We start from the raw sequence: 19,276 nt of genomic DNA, 5'->3' as shown, positions 1-19,276 counted from the left end.
AAATAAATTCGTCCTTATTCAATGATGAAAATTCGGTACCACAATACTGTAGATTGTGATGACCGAATTTTTCTCTGCTCCTTACATGTCTATAACGCTAAATCAAGTATTGTTACAAGTTTTGAATATAATCGCTAACTTTTGACCATGTTTTCTATGAAGATAAAATGGGTAAAATTTGCAGAATCATTTGAGTATTTAGACAATTTGATACAAGACCGTACAATGATGAAAATTACAATTAATGAACGTGGTCTATTACTTATTAAATATGAGGATAAGTTTTATTTGGTTAAAAATAAATGTCCTCATCAAGGAATTAAATTAGAAGACGCAAAATGTGAGAACGGAAAAATCATTTGTCCCTGGCATCGTTATGGATTTGACCTATCTACCGGTCGTGGTGCTGGTTTATACCTAGAAAACTATCCCATACAAGAAAAAGAGGATGGTATATATGCTGGGTTTGAATATTTCAGTTGGTTTTGATGTTTTGTATTTATCAAATATCAAATAAAAGGCGCATCAGATTCAATATCATTTCAAAATTATATAAATTTATTTCATGAAATATCAGTTTGTAAATCTCCTTGTTTTTTTAGCCTTAATCGCTTGTGTTGATCGAGACCCTAATAAAAATGCTTCAGGGCAAGATCAATTAGAGGTTTTAGAATTGGATCATGTACTAAACCCTGCAGAGCAAAAATACAACGAGGTATTTTATGTTCCAATCTATTCGGATATTTATGTAGATGAGAACAATCCAAATAACTTACTTTCAGCAACATTAAGTATTCGAAACGTAAGTTTAACGGATACCCTATACATTACCAAAATTGACTATTACGATACCGATGGAAATTTAGTGCGTCAATTTATAGATAAGTCTATAGCCCTACCAGAAGTTGGAACGGTAAATTATGTGATCGAACGTGAAGATGTAAGTGGAGGTGCAGGTGCTAATTTCATTGTGGAAGTCAGCTCATCTAAAAATATTGCTGTACCAAGAATTCAAGCGGTTATGATTGGGGAATACTCCAATAAAGGATTTTCATTCATCGCTGAAGGTACCCCTATTCGTCCAATTGAATAGTTATTCCGCTCTCATAATCACGGTAAATGTTGTGCCTTGACCTATGGTGCTGTCAACCTCAATCCTTCCCCCATGCGATTGAACAATTCCATGTGCGACAGATAGTCCCAGGCCTGCCCCACTTGTAGTTTTTGTTGTATAAAATGGTTCAAATATTTTTTTGAAATTTTCCATAGGAATTCCCTTACCTGAATCTTTAATCTTTAGACGGACATCCTTATTTATACCAGTAGTTGTAATCGTTAATGTTCCCCCATCTTCCATAGCGTCAATTGCGTTGATAATAATGTTTAATACTACCTGCGTAAATTGACTTCGATCAAGTTTAACTGAGGGTAAGCCGTTAGATAAGTTTGTGTACGATTGTATGTTCTTTTCCTTTATTTTGGCGCTCAAGATTGTAAAGGCATCTTTTACGATTTCATTTAAGTTCTCAACCGTTAATTCAGAAGGCATATCACTAGCAAAAAATTTTAATTTTTTGACTATTTCTTTCGCTTCATTTGTGTCTGAAACTATGCGTTCTAAAGCAGACTTATTGCTTTCTTCATTATCTGAAATATTCAGTTCTTCAGAAGATTTTAGGATATTTTGTAAAGGACCTGTAAGCTCCTGAGCAATTCCAGCAGTTATTTCACTCAACAAGTTCAAACGGTCGTTCTTGCGTAATTTTTCATTAATGAGTGCTTCTTTTTTATTTTTTAAATCGATTTCAATTAAGCTAGCAATTTCAAAACCAATTTGATTTAATAATGCTTGCTCTTCCATCAAAAAGAAAGGATTGTTTCCTGTTTTTGGTTGGTCTTTGTAAAATACGGTCAGAGTGGCTGTCACCGTCTTGTTAATTTGAAAGATGGTGTTTTGCTGATGTTTGCTTGATATTTTTTCGCCAAAGAGTTGACCGTCAAATTGTAAGTTTGCTCCAATTTGTTCAGGGAATTGCCATCCTTTTGGGATTTCTATCATAATTAATCGTAATGCCTCATCAATATTTTGTTTATGGATAGCCGCAATACGCGAGATTTTATATAAACAATCTAATTCCTTCACTCGTTCAGCAAGGTTCTTAGAAAGTCGGCTACTATCAAAATCCATTTTCGTCATAGTGCAAAGTTAGTTAACCAAACAATATTCTAAATTTCTTTAAGGACTTTTAATGACAAAAAATTACGTTAAGTAGACTTTTGTTTCCACTTATCGGATTTTTTTTAGGAGTTATCGTCATTTTACTTAGAAATTAGGTGTAAATACTGATTTCGGATTTTAAGGGATTAAAGTAAGATCTCAAGAAGAATTTTACAGCTATATTTTTTGATTTCAAGGTTTTAGAAATCGCACTTAATTAATTTTAAAACTCGACTATTGATTATAAAAGTAAGATTTTCAAGGGTTTACAAGTGTTTTTTATAAGAAAAATTAATTGAATATTAAATTATAAAGTCATTTTTTTGACGGTGCTTTAAAGGTTTTAATTACAACTTACCGTTTATCGAAATTTAATGACTAAATATCGTTAAGTAAAACTATTATAAGACTTTATACGTAGATTTGTTACGTGATTATTAAGTCACAATAACTACTAACAAAAATGTGAAAAATGAAAGTTTTAGTAAGTATAATGTTTGTTTTAAGTCTCCTACAAGTTAAAGCGAGTATTGTTACAGCTGTTACAGATGGTGATTGGGATGATAATTCTACTTGGGATCTTACAGCGCCTGGTTGTTATGACACGGTTTATGTTCCGGGTAATACAACAGTTACTATTACAAGTACAGAAAATTATGAGTCTTGCGGGGCAATGATAATTATTGTGGAAGGAACTTTGCAGTTTCAAACAGGACGAAAATTAAAATTACCTTGTGGTGATACAGGAGTGATTATATACACTGGAGGTCAACTCAAAGGTGGTGGAGGCGGAGGAAACTCTAATTATATAGAAATTTGTGGAGATCGAGTTTGGAGAGCTGGAGATGGAGATTTAATGGGGTACGAACTTCTTCCAATTGAGCTGGTAGCTTTTAATGCAGAGCAAAACGAACGAGGTGTTTCCATAACTTGGGTTACAGAATCCGAATTGAATAATGATTATTTCGTTCTTGAGCATAGCGTAGATGGCGAGAACTGGAGAAAAATAAAAGAGGTAGATGGGGCTGGTAACAGTCTAGCTCAAATTAATTATCAGTTTTTTCATAATGAGCCAAGTTTAAACGGAAACTATTATCGTTTATCACAAGTTGATTTTGATGGAACAACAAAAGTTTTTCCTGCAATCTTTGTTAATGTAGAACAGATAACCAATCAAGAATTAATGGTTTTTCCTAATCCTTCAACACAAACGTTGAGAACGATTTATGTTGAAGATGTTCCGATGAATGGTCTTGATGTCCAGCTTTATGATATGTCTGGTCGATTGTTGTTTAATCAAAAGGTAACTGATTTTAATGGAAATTATTTCGTTTTTGATTTTGAAGGCATAGTAAATCCGGGTGTTTATTTCTTGGTGACAGAAAATCAAAAAACACAAATCGCATTTAATTAAATTTAAATCTTTATTAGGAACTGACAACTAGTGCGATAGGTTAATAATTATTCTTATTTTAGGAGAATAAAAAAACCTATTACTATGAATAATTTCAAAAGAATTCAAAAAATTTTATTTGCTGTGTTTTGTCTAGGAGGCAGCACACATGTGGGTTTCTCACAGGATGTTATTACGTTTGATTACACGGGCACGGTACAAACTTATACTGTGCCAGCAGGGATAACGCGCATTCATATTGAAGCTTTTGGTGCGCAAGGAGGCACTGCGTTAAATGATGCAGCTGATTGTATAATCGGGGGACTTGGAGGTCAAGCCGAAGGAGAATTAGATGTGACACCTGGAGACGTTTTAAATATTTATGTTGGCGGTAAGGGCGAAGCTGGAAATATCGGAGGTTGGAATGGTGGAGGTGAAGCTTGTGACAATGAGAGCACATGTGCAAAAGGAGGTGGGGCATCAGATATTCGAATTGGAGGAACAGAGCTTACAGATCGTGTAATTGTAGCCGGAGGTGGAGGTGGAGCAGAATGGTCTGGATGTAGTGGATCTGCGGGTAATGGCGGAGGTCTTGAAGGTGCCGGTGGAGCACATCCTACAGAAGGGGGGCCTAATGGTGGCGGTGGCACTCAAGTTGCTGGTGGAGTAGCTGGAGTGGCAGGGTATAACGGTGAAGCAGGTACATTCGGTATTGGTGGTGCTGCTGGAGCTCATCCGTCAGGACATTCTGGAAGTGGTGGAGGAGGCTGGTATGGCGGAGGAGGCAGTGCCGAAGACGGTCATGCTGGTGGCGGGTCATCATATATAGCTGATGTCGAGTTTGGAGCTACTACCGCTGGGGTAAGGGAAGGTGATGGTCAAATCATTATTACTGAATTATGTATTCCACTTACGATTACGATGTCGTCTGAAGAAATTTGTTTTGGAGATGAGTTAACCTTGGAAGCAAGCGGAGACGGTGTAATTACTTGGAGTGATGGTGTAATTAATGGAGAGCCTTTTACGCCGGACATGACGGGAACATTAGTTTTTACAGTTGAGAGTGATTTAGAGGAAGAATGTTCGCACGATATTGAAGTTTTAGTTTTAGAATTACCAGAAGTTGTAGTGGAAACAGATTTAACCGAAGTTTGCTTGGGTGATGAAGTTATATTAATTGCAGATGGTGCTGATGAATTTACTTGGGACCCAATAGGTGTTGAAAGTGGTGTGCCATATGCAACTGTCGAAGTTGGAGTTAATTCTTTTGAAGTTGTCGGGTTAGATGTTTTGACAGGTTGCGAAAACTCTGCTAGCGTTGATGTTATGGTTTTTGATTTACCAGATGTTGGTATAGATGCTTCATCAGATGAAATTTGTTTTGGTGATGAGGTGACACTTTCTGGAACTGGTGCTCTTGATTATACTTGGATGCCATTTATTGAAGATGGAGTAAGTTTTGAACCGATAGAAACAGGTGAATTCGATTACTCAGTAACTGGAGTAGATGAAAATGGATGTTCAAATATGGCTTCTTTTACTTTAGTTGTTCATGATTTGCCAACGGTTTCTGTTGAAATGCATGATGAAGAAATTTGCTTTGGACAGTTAATTACTTTATCAGGGGAAGGTGCTGTGACTTACGAATGGGAACCGGGTGATATTTCTAATGGAGAACCTTTTGCACTAGAAACTGAAGGTTTAAATACATTTACGGTTACCGGCACAGACGCTAATGGTTGTGAAAACACGGCAACTACGGAAGTTTTTGTTCAAGATGAATTAGTGATTACCTATTCAACTATTGACGAAATTATGGGGAGTGATGGAGAAATTGATGTGACAGTTTCTGGAGGTTCTCCTGATTATACTTTCGATTGGGATATTGATGAAGCGGGTGATTTTGATGATACTGAGGACTTGACAGGTCTAGAGGGAGGAACATATACATTAATGGTAATGGATGATAATGGTTGTTTGAAAGAAGTTGAAATAACAGTGAGTAGCCAATTAGGTGTTGTTGACCTAAGTTCTCACAAGTTTAAAGTTTACCCTAATCCTACAACGGATAACATTTTAATTAACGGTACTGGCGAGTATGGATTTATGTTGAAATCTGTTAATGGTCAGGTTTTGATTCATGCTAAAGGTGTTGATACTGAAATTATTGATTTAACAGCGTTTGCAAGAGGAATTTATTATTTAACTATTGAAGTTGATAAAGAATTGGAAACAATTAAAATCGTTAAGCAATAGGTGTTAAAAACAGTATGTTAAAGGAGTGTCTTAAAAGGATGCTCCTTTTTTTTGTAAAGTCTTCGTTTTTAAAGATTTTCAAATCTATTCGTGATTATTTTTCCTATTCTTTTTACTATCCATACCTTTGCGCTGAATTAAAAAAGCAGATATGAATATAGCAAAGGATAGTGTAGTAACTATGAACTACACTTTAAAAAACGAAGCAGGGGAAATAATGGACACATCTGAAGGAAGAGAGCCTTTGGTGTATTTACACGGTGTTGGAGCCTTAATTCCTGGTTTGGAAGGGGAATTAGAAGGTAAAGTAGCGAGTGATAAATTAAATGTTGTAATTCCACCTGAACAGGGGTACGGATCAAGAAGAGATGACTTGTTGCGTGTTGTTTCCAAGGATGGATTTCAAGGAACTGAAGAATTAACAACTGGAATGCGTGTTCAATTGGATACGGAGCAAGGTCCGGTTATTGCTGTTGTTTCCGACATAAAAGAAAATGACGTTACGCTTGATTTAAATCACCCACTTGCAGATATGACTTTGCATTTTGATGTAGAAGTAGTCGATGTAAGACCTGCGACATCAGATGAAATTGCACATGGTCATGTGCATGGTGAAGGCGGACACCAACACTAGAAAATCATTTTTAGATTTAATACCCAAAAAGCCCGATAATTCCATCGGGCTTTTTTTGTTAAATATTTCTTAATGGCTGCGTTTTCAATAATTCTGGCACGATTCTTCCATTCGTATATTCGAATTAGACTAATTGATTCATGGGTTTTGGGTTAAGGTCGTTCCAGTTCTTGGGACGGCCTTATTTTTTTAACACTTTTGCAATTTTAAAATAGTCGGAGTCATGATTCGGAGCATTTTTAAGTGCTTCCGCCTGTGTGATACTAGGTTCAAATTTATCTTCTCTTAAGACATTGATTGCATCAGACATGAAAATTAATGGTTCAACTCCTTCTGTATCCACCGCATTTAATTGATCTATAAAGTCGATGATGTTCGATAGGTCCTTTTTGATGTTAACCTTGTCATCTCCGTTAAATTCTAATCGCGCTAAATGAGCAATGTGATCTACAATTTCGTCTGTTATTTCCATCTTAATTATTCTTTCCTTTTATGGTTTCAATCAATGGTTCGTTAATTGTCTCAAAGGTTTGCTGACGCAAATTTATTAAATCTTTTTTATCCAACCCAATAGTTGGTATCGGTTCGTGAATAATTACATTCGAAATTCCTGGTCGTGCAGGACCTGTTAACAAGGGGTCAACGTCGAATAACTTCCAGTTGTCTAGTATCGTGATGGGTAATATTGGGATTTGAGCATCAATTGCCAATTTAAAGGCCCCATTTTTAAACGGAGCGAGTTCAGGCGTGTCCACAGGAATGCCGCCTTCGGGAAAGATAACAATTGACCAACCATTTTCTATTTCTTGTTTAGCACGGAGAATACTCTTCATACCGGAGCTCCTTTTTTCACGATTTACAGAAATATCCAAATTTTTGAAAAAGATATTTATAATGGGCCACTTCAAAAGTTCTGCTTTTCCAATAAACAAGAATTTCTTCTTAGGTAGAATTTGATACATTAAAATTATGTCTAAATAGGATGCATGGTTCGAGCAAATTACAACTGGACCAGGAGGTAATTTAGGTGTAGGTTGACGCTTTTTGAGGTAAATGAAATCCAAAAACAAAATAATTTTAGAGGTCATCACTTTTAAACGGAATACGCGGTCAAAATTTTCACGTTTTAAAAGTAAAATCCAGAAAATGGGATACAAGACTAATAATACCAAAAAAAAGACCGCAGCGAAATAGATGCGATACAGTATTCTGAAAGGTAAAAATAGTATTTTCATTGCCTAACAAAGTTAATTAAAATTCATTCTAAATAACCTTTTGATTCAATATCTAACAGCATTCATAAATTATATTCTTTTTCTAAAAAATCATTGCTCGATAATTCATATTTTTGAAGGATAATCGAAGTAGTTACTTCAAAAATTAAAATGAATTAAAAAAATGGCACGAATTTTAACAGGTGTGCAAAGTACTGGTGTTCCGCATATGGGGAATATTTTGGGGGCAATTAGACCAGCGATTGAAATGGCTGGTCAAGATGGGAATGACTCATTTATTTTTATTGCCAATTTGCATTCTCTCACACAAATCAAAGACAACGAAGAGTTGCGTAACAATACATATAGTGTTGCAGCAACTTGGCTCGCCTTTGGTTTAGATATTGATAAAACAATTTTTTATCGTCAAAGTGATGTGCCTCAAACTGCGGAATTAACGTGGTATTTATCTTGCTTTTTTCCTTTTCAACGATTGACTCTTGCTCATTCCTTTAAAGATAAAGCGGATCGGTTACAAGATGTGAATGCAGGTTTGTTTACTTATCCAATGTTGATGGCAGCTGATATATTGCTTTATGATGCTCAGTATGTTCCGGTAGGAAAGGATCAAGAACAGCACCTCGAAATTACACGGGATGTAGCTAGTCGTTTTAATCATCAAATGGGTGAAACTTTTGTGATACCAGAAGCTTCCGTTCGAAAAGATGCAATGTTAATTCCTGGGACTGATGGCCACAAAATGTCAAAATCTCGAGGAAATTATATTAATTTGTTTCTACCAGAAAAACAACTTAAAAAACAGGTGAATAGTATCGTTACGGATAGTACACCGTTGGAGGACCCAAAAGATCCAGATTCATGTAATGCATTTAAAATTTATTCGCAACTAGCAAAGCCAAATGAAGTTGAAAAAATGCGCGAAAACTATGTGAAAGGAGGATGGGGTTTTGGTCATACTAAAAAGGCGATACTCGAATATATTTTAACCGAATTCGTGGAAGAACGGACTAAATTCAATTATTACATGGAAAACACGAATGAATTGGATGTAATACTTGAAAAAGGAGCTGAGAAAGCAAGGGGAGTAGCAAATGATGTCTTGGCCAGAGTAAGAGCTAAAATTGGTTATTAAATACAATTTCTTAAGGAAGGGTATTTCGTCTTAGGTAGAAGTAAGATTGATAAAATTAGAAGTTCAAAGTCCCTACTGGATTTTACGTACTTTTATTTTTAATTAAGAGGTGAAAGATAACAGAAAAATATACCCGCTTGCAGCACTTAATAGATCTTTAGAAGGGTTTATCAGGGATAATTTTGCACTTAAATCATTCTGGGTGATTGCCGAAATCACAAAATGTCAAGAAAAAAATGGTCATTATTATCTCGATTTAGCTGATTCTAAAGATGGAAAACGTGTGGCTGAAATGTCAGCAAATATGTGGTTTTCTACTTTTAACAGGGTAAATCAAGACTTAAATGGCGAATTGGTTACCATTTTTAAAGCGGGTAACAAAGTGTTGTTGGATGTTCGAATCGAATTTCATACAATTTATGGACTGAAACTGAATATTCTAAATGTTGATCCAACCATAACGTATGGGGAAATAGAAAAGCAGAAAAAAGCGACAATAGAAAGACTTAAAAATGAAGGACTATTCGTTTTACAAAAACAACTTTATCTACCGGCTATCATCAAAAAAATAGCATTAATCGGGTCGCCAAATACTTCTGGTTATCGTGATTTTTTGTCTGAGTTAACATCTAATGCTATTTATACAAATTTTAAGGTTAAAGAGTTCCCTGCTACTGTTCAAGGTGAAAGAGCGATTAATGAGGTGGTAAAAGCAATTCAAAACGCACAAAATTATAATGTTGATGTTATTGTTTTGGTACGTGGTGGGGGAAGTAAAATGGATTTGAATGTTTTTAATGAATATGCAATTGCTAGAGAAATAGCCGAATCAAAAATTCCAGTAATTACGGGAATAGGGCATGAAACTGATGAGGTGGTTGCTGATATTGTGGCATTTAATCATCAAATTACACCAACGGCAGTCGCAAAATTTTTATATCAACGAGCTGGTGTTTTTCGATCAGAACTTCAATCCGGTTTTGATGCGGTGATTAAAATTGCATTGGGTATGATAGGTCAGTTTAAGGATGAATTTAATCATACGAGTAAATATTTGGTGCATTACACGCAAGTGCTTTTAAAAGATGAAAATCATCAAATGCGTGATATTTTACATGATTTACGTATTGCTGCTCATGATTTATTGGATGATCAACGGTTTAACTTAAATTTACAATTAAATCAAGCCGCGAATTTCGCCCTGAATTTTGTGAATCTTAAAAAAAGTACAGAATTAATTGCTCCGTATGAAACAATACAAGTTCATGCAAAAAATACCATAGAACGAAATAGAATTGGATTAAAAAATCAAGAAGAGTTATTAACTTATTTAAACCCTGAGTCTCTATTAAAAAAAGGCTATACACTATCAACAATAGAAAATATTGATGTGCAAAAATATACTGGAGAATTATTAGGAGCAGAGTTAAAAACATTAACTGATAGTAGGTTGATTATTAGTGAGGTGAAATCAGTGAAAGAGCAATAGTGTTATGAAAGAAATTAAATTAGATCCGAAATTAAAATACGATGAGGCCCTTGAACAATTGCAGGAAATTGTTCGCCTTCTAGAGCGTAAAGAAATTACAATCGATGAGTTGGCAAGCAAAGTTAAAATGGCAAAATTACTGGTTGATTTTTGTCGTGAAAAACTGGATGCAACCGAAGAGGAAATAAATAAAATTATCCGCCCTGAATCTTCAGATGAAGCAGAACCATTCTAGTTGTGATGATTCAAAGGCTCTACACGCGAAAATCGGATATAAACCCAATAATTGAGGAGGCAATTAGTACCTATCAATGTAAAGGGGTTGATCATTATACCAACTTTATGCACGAACGTATTTTAGTGCATAAAGTAAAGTTTCCTTTGTTAGAGTATATCGCATCGACAATGACAAAAATTATGTCATTTAAAGATCAACTTTTATGGATAGATGCAATGGTTTTGCGCAAGACGGAAGGGGGAAATGTGATCATTGGTATTCTGCTTCAATTTCATTTACACAAAAATTATACGTTTGCTTTCGAAAAGGCAAAAACTGTAATTGCTGATGGGGACGCTTGGTATGTTGCGGATTTAATTGGAGAACGCGTTTTTGGTGTTGGTTTGTTGGTGGATTTTGATGCTGGTTATAGCTTGTTCCATACTTTTGGTCAGCGTGGTAATTTTTGGGTGAAGAGGGCTTTAGGCGCTGGTGCTCACTATGCAATCAAAAAGAATTTGGAAGGTGAAAAAGTGGAGCAGATTTTTCGATGGCTTTTAGGTATGACTGAAGATAAAAATTATCAGGTTAAACAAGGTATTGGTTGGGCAGCAAAGACAACTGCTAAATTTCATCCGAATATCATTACTAAATATAAAGCGATGATTGATGCTTCTAAAACACCTCAATGGTTTCAAAAAAAAATTGAAATTGGTCTAAATCGACATGCTTATGCTTCGCGAAAAAGAGGTTAAATCAGTCTTAAACAAAACAAAACAGCGAGACTCCTGGTTTTTGGATGATTATACGCTCAATCTTTATAGTAGTTGTTCGTTCAACTGCTTGTACTGTTATATCAGGGGATCAAAATATGGTGTAAATCTAGCAGAAAAGCTCACTAGAAAAGTAAATTCTTTAGCGGTATTGGATCGACAATTATTTAATCGTGCTAAGAAAAAACAGTATGGTTTTATTGTATTATCTTCCGCAACAGACCCATATCTTGACGTTGATGAACACATCCAATTGACGCGTGAAGCGTTAAAGATAATCTTAAAATATAAGTTTCCTGTTCATATAATTACGAAGTCTCATAATGTACTTCGTGATGTTGATTTACTTCGGGAGATTCATCACACAGCTGTTTTGCCTACTGATTTAGATGGAAAACTCAATGGTGGAACCATCGTTTCATTTTCATTCTCTACGTTGGATGATGAGGTTGCAAAGATTTTTGAGTCGGGAGCAAATCCTCCCTCTCAACGACTAAAAGCGTTAGCCCAAATTACAGAGGAGTCTTTTAAGACCGGTGTTAGCTTGATGCCATTATTACCCTTTATCTCGGATACTAAGGAGGCACTTGATGAATTTTACCTTACGTTTTCCAAGTTAAAAGTCGATTATATTTTGCCAGCGACTATTACACTTTTTGGGCAAAATAAAGGGGATAGTAAAACTTTAGTCCTCAGAGCAATTGAGAAACATTATCCCCATTTATATAAAAGATACTTGAATTATTTTGCGTTCAGTAGTGAGTTGCCACTTTATTATCGATTAGCATTTGATAATAAAATGAAAGAATTGCATCAGCAATACCAAATCAAAAGGAGTATTATTTAAAGGTTTATTCTTTTATGAAGTTTCTTGATGAAACACTATTTGAATGGCTGTAAACGATCAAATGATAAATTCCGCTTGGTAAGTCGCTTAGTTCAATAGTGCCATCTTGATTTAGTATTACAGGTGTTATTTGACCTAAGTTATTTAGTACTTGTATGTGTGAAATCTCGTTGATTTCAAGTCCATCTAACATAATTCTATCGGTTGTAGGATTGGGATATATCTTCCAATTAACGAATTCAAATTTTTCAATATTGTTTGTTTTCGGCTCATTTATCTTTTCAATAGTTCCGCTTGAATTATCAGTGTAAATTAACTCAATTAAGCCGTCTGCTTTGTGAAACAATGCTGTTCCGCCAACTATTGAAATTTCGGAACAATAAGTCGTTTCCGTGTAAGTATCACCCTCGTGTTCAAGACCAATTAATTCGGTGTTTGAGGATATATAAAGAACGTCTTTTCCGTCTAATGATGTGTGCTCGAAACTAACAGGTTCGCTCGGTAAACCTGATAATAAATTTATGGGGTCATAAAGCCAGCCTTCTCCAGTAATGTCTATTCCATACGCGATTAGATTTCCTGAATTATTTAGTACAACGAGTTCAATATCATCATCGTTGTCATAATCATGGAGGGCAATTCGACCAAAATCTGAAGATGCTGAGCTTATAGTCGTATGAGGCAGAAATGTACCACTTCCGTTGTTTCTAAACCAAAAATTATTGTAGCCAGCCATGGCTATATCATTTCTATTATTACCAGTAATATCGCCAATGACAAGGTCGCTCACCGTACCTATCGTTCCTTCGTAAATCTCTTGTAAAGAAAGATCCAGTTCATCGTTTTTAATTACATCTACAATGGCATGTAGGGTTGATGTTCTCGAATATCCAACAACTAAACCATCGTAACCATCATTATTGAAGTCTCCCGTAGAAATTGCATCAATATGATAAAGTACAGGTATTGTGTAAATGTCTTCAAACTCAATTGTGCCCGGTCCAGTGTACATTATATAATAGATAGTTGATGAGGTCGTAATTATTATTTCATCATATCCGTCATTATTTAAATCTGCAGATGTTAAGAAAGTAATCTCAGCATCACCAACTAAACCTGTTGCTGCACCAAAAGTATCACTTCCATTGTTCTTTTTCCATTCCAAGTCATAATTGTTAGAATTAAGGTAAACGATGTCTTCATAGCCATCTCCATTGAAATCACAGGTAATGATTTTAGAAGGCTGATCTAAACCTGACTCTATGGACGTTGTTTCGCAAATCTGTGCAAAACTATTGGCAGAAAACCACAAGAAGATAGTAAGTATGGAGTAGGGTAGGAATTTTTTCATGTCGTAATTGTTAATTATTGAATGACAAAATTACGGCTATAAATTAAAAGTTAGTCGGTAAAAGAAAAGTTTAACAATTTTATTGATTACTTATTCGAACAGTTTTGAGAAGAAAAATTCGCTGCCTCTACACCATCGACAGATATGATTTTATCCATGCGAATTTTTTGTTCAGTTCCATTTATTCTAACATGTATATATTCACCATTTCTGCCTCCACTTAAGTTAATGATAACTTGGTGTTTTAATTCAACGATATCTTCATTTTCAAAATATCGAATTGTTATCGGTTTTTTTAACGTGGCGTAATGTTCCATGTAATCAAAGTAGCCACAATCAATTGGTTGATAGTTAGCGTTTTTAGTTTCCATGGCTATTTGACGTTGTTGACTGTAAACGCTTACAGAACTTCGATTAATTCAATATCAAAAATTAAGACGGCATTATCAGGGATGGTTCCACGACCGTTTTCTCCATAACCTAAAGCAGAAGGTATGATTAGGGTTCCTTTTCCTCCTTCTTTGTAGAGTGGAATACCTTCAGTCCATCCTTCTATAACTTCTAATAGGCCAAAAGTGGCGCCCTCGGGTTCGCTTTCATCAAATACAGTTCCACTGGTTAAATAACCTTTATAAGCCACTCTAACAGTTGAGTTAGCGTCGCAACTTGCTCCTTCACCCGGTGTTTCAACGGTATAATATAGACCGGAACCTGTTGCAGTAGCTTCTAATTCATGTTTAGCAATATAGTTTTGAATAATAGTTTCATCTTCTTTTGCCTGTTTTTCTGCGCGTTTTTTAGCACAGGAACTCACAGAGAATATTAAAATAAAAGCAATTATAAAATATTTCATTCTTAAATAATTTGAGAATTGTTGGTAGCGTAAATATAAACAACTTAAATGCAATAATTTCTTTTTAGAAAATTGATTGGAATTTAAATTTGTTCCTATAAGTTGGATTTATATTCGTCATAATCCATCGTTTGTAAAGAGATTTTTTTTGCTCCTTTTGCAGGCCGTATAGGTTTGCGATTGTAAATCATTATTGCTCTAGTAATCTCAGCACCGAGTAAAACTACTACAGTGGAATAATAAACCCAAACAAGAATAATGATTATTGAGCCGGCGGCATCATAGGTTTCAGTAAAATTACTATTCTTTATATAGGCACCAATTCCATAATTTCCAACCATTAAAAACCCCGTTGTGATTAATGATGCCATGATAACATCGCGCCATTTTAATTGAACATCAGGTAATAGTTTAAAGAGTAGACTTATCACAATAAAAACAATTAGAATGGTACTAAAATGCGAAGAAAAATCAATCCAAAAGCTAGTTTCTTTTCCAGTAACTTCTTCAATTCTGTCGAAAAACAAAGAAAGTAGAGTGTCCAACAATAATGAAACGAGTAGAATAAATCCAAGTGAAATTATCATCCCAAAAGAAATTACACGGTTGAAAATGAACTTGACAAATCCTCGCTCAGGTACAGCTACTACATCCCAAATTCTGTTTAAGGCTTCTTGAAGTGTTATGAAAATAGTCGTCGCAGAAAATAATAAAGTGCCAATACCAAAAGCTGTTTTTAACGAAAAATCTCCAGATAATTGAATGTTTTTAATAATTCCTTGCACTGATGCTGCCGAACTTGTTCCTATTAACCCTTCTAATTGGCTAATAAGTTCTCCTTCTACAGCCTCTTGTCCAAGGAAAAATCCGGCAGTTACTATGATTGTAATTAATAAACCAGGAAGAGAAAAAATAGTATAGAATGCTATTCCCGCTGCAAATGTCATTAAATTATGATTGTCAAACCCTTTAAATGTTGTTTTTGTAATGGTTAAAAAGGAATTAAAAAAGGTCTTCATGCTGCGTTGCAAAATTTATTTAGATTCAGTTAGAATGCCGTATAATTTCATTTTGTTATACAATGTTTTACGGTCAATTTCCAGTCGTTGAGCGGTTTTACTTTTGTTAAAATTGGTTTCTTTTAAGACTTTTATTATTGCTTTTTTCTCGGCCTTTTCTACAATTAACTTTAAGCTGTTACGCTCAGATGATTCTGTGACTTTTAGGTTGAAATGTTGAATCTCAAGAGGTATTGTATCTTTTTTTATTGTGTCTGTGGTAGAAAGTAATGTCGCTCTTTTGATTACATTTTTTAATTCACGCAAGTTTCCTGGCCAGTTATATGATTGAAAAATTTTTACAACTTCTGGATCAAATTTATTCACTGTTTTATTTAATTCTTGAGATGCTCGAGTTAACAAATGATCAGCAAAAAGCATTAAGTCTTCTTTTCGTTCGTTTAAAGGTGATAATTCAATTGAAAATTCAGTTAATCGGTAATATAAATCTTCTCGAAACTCCCCATTTTCGACTTTTTGCTTTAAATCTTCATTAGTCGCTGCGATAATTCGAACGTCAATAGGGCGACTTTTGTTTTCACCGATTCGCTGAATTTTTCGTTCCTGTAAAACCCTCAATAGCTTTATTTGGTTTTCATAGGATAGATTTCCGATTTCATCCAAAAACAAAGTTCCCTTATGAGCGGCTTCAAAATGTCCAACTTTATCCGTCAACGCGCCTGTGAAAGCTCCTTTTACATGTCCAAACAATACACTGCCTGCAATTTCTTTTGGAATGGCTCCGCAGTCCACCGCTATTAATCGTTCTTTTGCCCTCGTACTCTTGCTATGAATGGTTTTGGCTGTTACTTCTTTACCCGTGCCGCTTTGCCCAGTTATAACTACAGTCATTGCTGTAGGAGCAACTAGTTCTATTAATTTTTGAATGCGATCTGCTTTAATACTTTTTCCAATGACAAAGGCTTGTTCAATTTTCTTGTTTTTGCTTTTCGCGGACGAGGTTCCCTTGTCATTCTTCGATTTATGCGCTAAAGCGGATTGAATGGAATGTAGAATTTCTTCAGGGTGTATGGGTTTTGTAACGTACTCAAATGCGCCACGTTTCATTACTTGAACGGCCATTTTTACATCAGAGTATCCCGTAATTACAATGACCTCGCAGGCAGGGCGTTGCTTTTTTAACGCGTTTATTAATTGTATTCCATCAAAATCAGGAAGTCTGAAATCACATAAAACCAAATCAAATTTACTGTTCTTAAATAACAACAGCCCATCCTTTCCAGAATGAGCAGTTGATACGGAATATTTTTTTTTCTCAAGATAACGCTTTAATAATAAGCAGATATCATGGTTGTCGTCAATTACCAGTATGTTGGCCATATGTGATATACTTGTATTGTTTTAATTCTGTCTAACCAGCTGCTGCTAAATAACAATTTATAATTTTTTCTCGGGATAATGGTTTTTGAATAAACTCATGAACGGATAAATCTTTTACTTTTTGAATATCAGCGCTGGTAGTATGTGCACTAATAACAGCGATAAAAGGGTTTTGGTTCGATTCATTTTTAATAAAATGGATCAAATCCGCTCCAGTTCCATCTCCTAATTGCATATCTAAAAACGCTAAATCATAAGACTGTTTAGACAATAAATGTTCCCCAGTTTTACACGAATTCGCAATATCTATTTTTGCATCTGTTTGCCGTTTCAAAATACTTTTTAGCAAATAGCAAATATCCTCTTCATCGTCAACTATTAATATGTTTTTTACCATAATGCCTTTGTTTTAATTCACCAAAAGTAGCAGCCTCAAGGGTTTCCATGAAGGGATATAATAGGCAACTGTCTTGATTAATGCCAATATAGGTATTGTTAATAACATCCCAATTATTCCACCAATTGCTCCAAAAATAACGATTCCCATAATAACCATCAAGGGATTAATTCCAACTTGACTACCCATTATTTTTGGGGTAATGATATTTCCTTCCAAAAATTGAATAAGGGCATAGATTCCTATAACACCGGCACCGTACCAAATGCTGTCTTTTGTTAACAAAGCAATAATTAATGGAATTAACGCACTGACCACTACTCCAACGTAAGGTACTAATGTTAAAAGGCCGGATAGTGCTCCCAGGAAAAAAGCATATTTAATTCCCAATAGATAGAGTCCAAGCCCTGTTAAACCGCCAACAATAACAATAACAAAAAATAAACCTCTTAAGTATTCAACATATACAATCTCAACTTGGGTAAGGATCCGATTTGCGATGTGTCGGTTTTTCTTTTTGAAACTGCTGTAGTAGAAAGACCGAATCGAAGACCTGCAAACAAGCATGAAATAAATATAAACCGGACAGGTTAATAGAAAGAAAATACCATCGTTAATACTGAGTAATGTTTCAGGAACGAAACTCATTATTTTGGATTTAGAAGTGTCAAGAAAAGCCGTAAATTCATTTGAATACTGACTTAAGTCAAAGGGGACATTATTGTCAATTTTTGCCAGTGGATGATTTGCAAATTCTTCGACATGTTCGGTTGGTAAAGATGAAATGATAGTCGTTCCTTGCAGTACCATTAAAATCGCGATTCCAGACATTATTGCTCCAATTCCTACAACAACAATTAGACTTGCAAGTGATAATGGTAATCCTATTGATTCTAGTTTTTTTACCCAAGGATGAATAAACATGGCGCAAAGTGCACTAAATATGATGGGCATTATCAACATCTGCGAATAATAGATGGTAACCACTATCAGCGCCGAAATGATGATAGTTCTGTATAGGTTTTTTGTGAGCATGTTTTATTCGATGAGTTTTTTTATTTGTTTATAAAGATCAAATCCTAGTTTACTAGCATTTAACCATCCAAGGGTTTTGTTCCCTTCAGGGATATTGTCCTTTTTGAAGCCAACCAAATCAAGTAACTCTTGTTTATAGTATTCGCCTCTCAATCGACTTATTTCTTTCATTTTTTCGAACTTCTCTATATTATCCATCATTTTTCATTTTGTAATCACTCAGGTATTGACCCAATAAAAAGTTTTTAACGGGCTTTGTGAGTAGCTTTTTATAATTGAAGATTAAGATGCAAGTCGTTAAAGCGAAAAAACCGAATATAATGAGGCTGGCTCCAAGTTCACTTTCTAGCCAATTTGCTAATAGGTAGAAGCATACTATAGATAATCCGGCTAAAGTCAGTAGAGCAACCCCTGAAATAATGAACCAAACTAAAATACTGGATAGAATATTCACCGATTGCTCTACCGTGTTTAAACTTGCTTCTTCAAATTTAGCTTCGGCATATTGTTCCGCCTTATTGGCGATATTTTGTATGTGCTCGTTTAATGCCATTTTACGCCTTCTTAATTGCTTCTTCTAAGGTTTGAATTTGTTCAAGTAAGTTGTCTTTTACTTCTGATTTTCCTGACTTGAACTTTGCCGCCACTTTTGCTTTTAAATCCGCTATAATTTCCGCTGGATCTGTTTCTGTTGCGCAACCTTTTAACGCATTAATTTTGTTGGAAACTTCGTCGGATAAGTCGGTTGTTTTTGATTTAATCGCTTCTCTCGTTTCTTTTCCTGATGCAGGTGCAAATAAAATTCCTGCTAACGCGCCTACTGCAATTCCTCCGAGTCCTGCTACTAAAATATTCTTTGTGCTATTCTTCATTTTTATTGTGTTTTTAAGATTTGATTATTAATATTCAATTTCTATTCCGATTTCCCGTAAAACATGCAAAACATTGATAATTAGGTTTATGAGTTTTTTAAAGGTTTGAAAGGTTGGGTGTTTTGGGGAATTTTTTCTACACTTAGTGTGATTTTTTTCCTCATTATTCAATAGA

23 protein-coding genes are annotated in these 19,276 nt (G+C 35.0%); 10 read left to right on the top strand and 13 right to left on the bottom strand.

From position 1 onward, the window contains the following. Positions 1-156: 156 nt before the first annotated feature. Positions 157-489: a Rieske (2Fe-2S) protein gene (locus tag A8143_RS06420; protein WP_175437499.1), complete on the top strand. Its 333-nt coding sequence runs from the start codon at positions 157-159 to the stop codon at positions 487-489. Positions 490-565: 76 nt separating this feature from the next. Further along, positions 566-1,093, top strand: a complete 528-nt coding sequence (locus tag A8143_RS06415; RefSeq protein WP_066757261.1) for a DUF3124 domain-containing protein — start codon at positions 566-568, stop codon at positions 1,091-1,093. On the opposite strand, the gene A8143_RS06410 is transcribed toward A8143_RS06415, so the two are convergent. After that, on the bottom strand, positions 1,094-2,197 hold the full coding sequence (locus tag A8143_RS06410; RefSeq protein ID WP_083261249.1) for a sensor histidine kinase: 1,104 nt from the start codon (positions 2,195-2,197) through the stop codon (positions 1,094-1,096). A 493-nt stretch (positions 2,198-2,690) separates the two neighbouring features. Here A8143_RS06410 and A8143_RS06405 point away from each other — a divergent pair, with 493 nt between their 5' ends. From A8143_RS06405 to A8143_RS06395, 3 genes are all read left to right on the top strand, one after another. Continuing rightward, the gene (locus tag A8143_RS06405) at positions 2,691-3,632 is read left to right on the top strand and encodes a T9SS type A sorting domain-containing protein (protein ID WP_083261248.1); all 942 of its coding nucleotides are present in this window, start codon (positions 2,691-2,693) and stop codon (positions 3,630-3,632) included. Between the two features lie 84 nt (positions 3,633-3,716). Further along, positions 3,717-5,867 (top strand): glycine-rich protein, encoded by a 2,151-nt coding sequence (locus A8143_RS06400; RefSeq protein WP_066757255.1) that lies wholly within the window; start codon positions 3,717-3,719, stop codon positions 5,865-5,867. Positions 5,868-6,018: 151 nt separating this feature from the next. Next, on the top strand, positions 6,019-6,501 hold the full coding sequence (locus tag A8143_RS06395; RefSeq protein ID WP_066757252.1) for an FKBP-type peptidyl-prolyl cis-trans isomerase: 483 nt from the start codon (positions 6,019-6,021) through the stop codon (positions 6,499-6,501). 181 nt (positions 6,502-6,682) lie between these two features. Here A8143_RS06395 and gatC read toward each other — a convergent pair whose 3' ends face one another. Both gatC and A8143_RS06385 read right to left on the bottom strand, forming a co-directional pair. Continuing rightward, complete coding sequence (gene gatC / locus A8143_RS06390) at positions 6,683-6,973, bottom strand: Asp-tRNA(Asn)/Glu-tRNA(Gln) amidotransferase subunit GatC (RefSeq protein ID WP_066757249.1); 291 nt, start codon at positions 6,971-6,973, stop codon at positions 6,683-6,685. 1 nt (position 6,974) lies between these two features. Next, positions 6,975-7,736 (bottom strand): lysophospholipid acyltransferase family protein, encoded by a 762-nt coding sequence (locus tag A8143_RS06385; RefSeq protein WP_070137842.1) that lies wholly within the window; start codon positions 7,734-7,736, stop codon positions 6,975-6,977. A 163-nt stretch (positions 7,737-7,899) separates the two neighbouring features. Here A8143_RS06385 and trpS point away from each other — a divergent pair, with 163 nt between their 5' ends. From trpS to A8143_RS06360, 5 genes are all read left to right on the top strand, one after another. Beyond that, the gene (gene trpS / locus A8143_RS06380) at positions 7,900-8,868 is read left to right on the top strand and encodes a tryptophan--tRNA ligase (protein WP_066757243.1); all 969 of its coding nucleotides are present in this window, start codon (positions 7,900-7,902) and stop codon (positions 8,866-8,868) included. 109 nt (positions 8,869-8,977) lie between these two features. Continuing rightward, positions 8,978-10,357 carry an exodeoxyribonuclease VII large subunit gene (gene xseA, locus A8143_RS06375; protein WP_066757240.1) on the top strand — a complete coding sequence of 460 codons (1,380 nt, stop codon included), beginning with the start codon at positions 8,978-8,980 and terminating at the stop codon, positions 10,355-10,357. Positions 10,358-10,361: 4 nt separating this feature from the next. Then, on the top strand, positions 10,362-10,592 hold the full coding sequence (gene xseB, locus A8143_RS06370; RefSeq protein WP_066757238.1) for an exodeoxyribonuclease VII small subunit: 231 nt from the start codon (positions 10,362-10,364) through the stop codon (positions 10,590-10,592). A 5-nt stretch (positions 10,593-10,597) separates the two neighbouring features. Next, complete coding sequence (locus A8143_RS06365; RefSeq protein WP_083261247.1) at positions 10,598-11,329, top strand: DNA alkylation repair protein; 732 nt, start codon at positions 10,598-10,600, stop codon at positions 11,327-11,329. After that, entirely contained in the window at positions 11,307-12,194 is an 888-nt protein-coding gene (locus A8143_RS06360) for an SPL family radical SAM protein (RefSeq protein ID WP_066757235.1), read from the top strand. The genes A8143_RS06365 and A8143_RS06360 overlap by 23 nt, the downstream gene beginning before the upstream one ends. A 4-nt stretch (positions 12,195-12,198) precedes the next feature. On the opposite strand, the gene A8143_RS06355 is transcribed toward A8143_RS06360, so the two are convergent. The 10 genes from A8143_RS06355 to A8143_RS06310 all read right to left on the bottom strand — a co-directional run bounded on the left by A8143_RS06355 (position 12,199) and on the right by A8143_RS06310 (position 19,101). After that, a complete protein-coding gene (locus A8143_RS06355) occupies positions 12,199-13,545 on the bottom strand; it encodes a T9SS type A sorting domain-containing protein (protein ID WP_066757233.1) in 1,347 nt (448 codons plus the stop codon). Positions 13,546-13,631: 86 nt separating this feature from the next. Further along, the gene (locus A8143_RS06350; RefSeq protein WP_066757229.1) at positions 13,632-13,916 is read right to left on the bottom strand and encodes a hypothetical protein; all 285 of its coding nucleotides are present in this window, start codon (positions 13,914-13,916) and stop codon (positions 13,632-13,634) included. Positions 13,917-13,945: 29 nt separating this feature from the next. Continuing rightward, entirely contained in the window at positions 13,946-14,398 is a 453-nt protein-coding gene (locus A8143_RS06345) for an FKBP-type peptidyl-prolyl cis-trans isomerase (protein ID WP_066757226.1), read from the bottom strand. Between the two features lie 95 nt (positions 14,399-14,493). Then, positions 14,494-15,417 (bottom strand): YihY/virulence factor BrkB family protein, encoded by a 924-nt coding sequence (locus tag A8143_RS06340; protein ID WP_066757223.1) that lies wholly within the window; start codon positions 15,415-15,417, stop codon positions 14,494-14,496. 15 nt (positions 15,418-15,432) lie between these two features. After that, positions 15,433-16,797: a sigma-54-dependent transcriptional regulator gene (locus A8143_RS06335; protein WP_066757220.1), complete on the bottom strand. Its 1,365-nt coding sequence runs from the start codon at positions 16,795-16,797 to the stop codon at positions 15,433-15,435. 31 nt (positions 16,798-16,828) lie between these two features. Then, complete coding sequence (locus A8143_RS06330) at positions 16,829-17,194, bottom strand: response regulator (RefSeq protein WP_066757217.1); 366 nt, start codon at positions 17,192-17,194, stop codon at positions 16,829-16,831. Positions 17,195-17,206: 12 nt separating this feature from the next. Further along, entirely contained in the window at positions 17,207-18,229 is a 1,023-nt protein-coding gene (locus A8143_RS06325; RefSeq protein ID WP_083261246.1) for an AI-2E family transporter, read from the bottom strand. A gap of 3 nt (positions 18,230-18,232) precedes the next feature. Next, the gene (locus A8143_RS06320) at positions 18,233-18,427 is read right to left on the bottom strand and encodes a hypothetical protein (RefSeq protein WP_139134285.1); all 195 of its coding nucleotides are present in this window, start codon (positions 18,425-18,427) and stop codon (positions 18,233-18,235) included. Then, positions 18,420-18,782, bottom strand: coding sequence for a hypothetical protein (locus A8143_RS06315; protein ID WP_066757208.1), 363 nt, complete (start codon positions 18,780-18,782; stop codon positions 18,420-18,422). The genes A8143_RS06320 and A8143_RS06315 overlap by 8 nt, the downstream gene beginning before the upstream one ends. A gap of 1 nt (position 18,783) precedes the next feature. Continuing rightward, positions 18,784-19,101 (bottom strand): YtxH domain-containing protein, encoded by a 318-nt coding sequence (locus A8143_RS06310; RefSeq protein WP_066757205.1) that lies wholly within the window; start codon positions 19,099-19,101, stop codon positions 18,784-18,786. Positions 19,102-19,276: the final 175 nt, after the last annotated feature.

This window comes from Crocinitomix algicola, from assembly GCF_001661595.2.
GTDB lineage: Bacteria > Bacteroidota > Bacteroidia > Flavobacteriales_D > Crocinitomicaceae > Crocinitomix > Crocinitomix algicola.
This window is presented reverse-complemented; position numbering and strand designations above follow the sequence as displayed.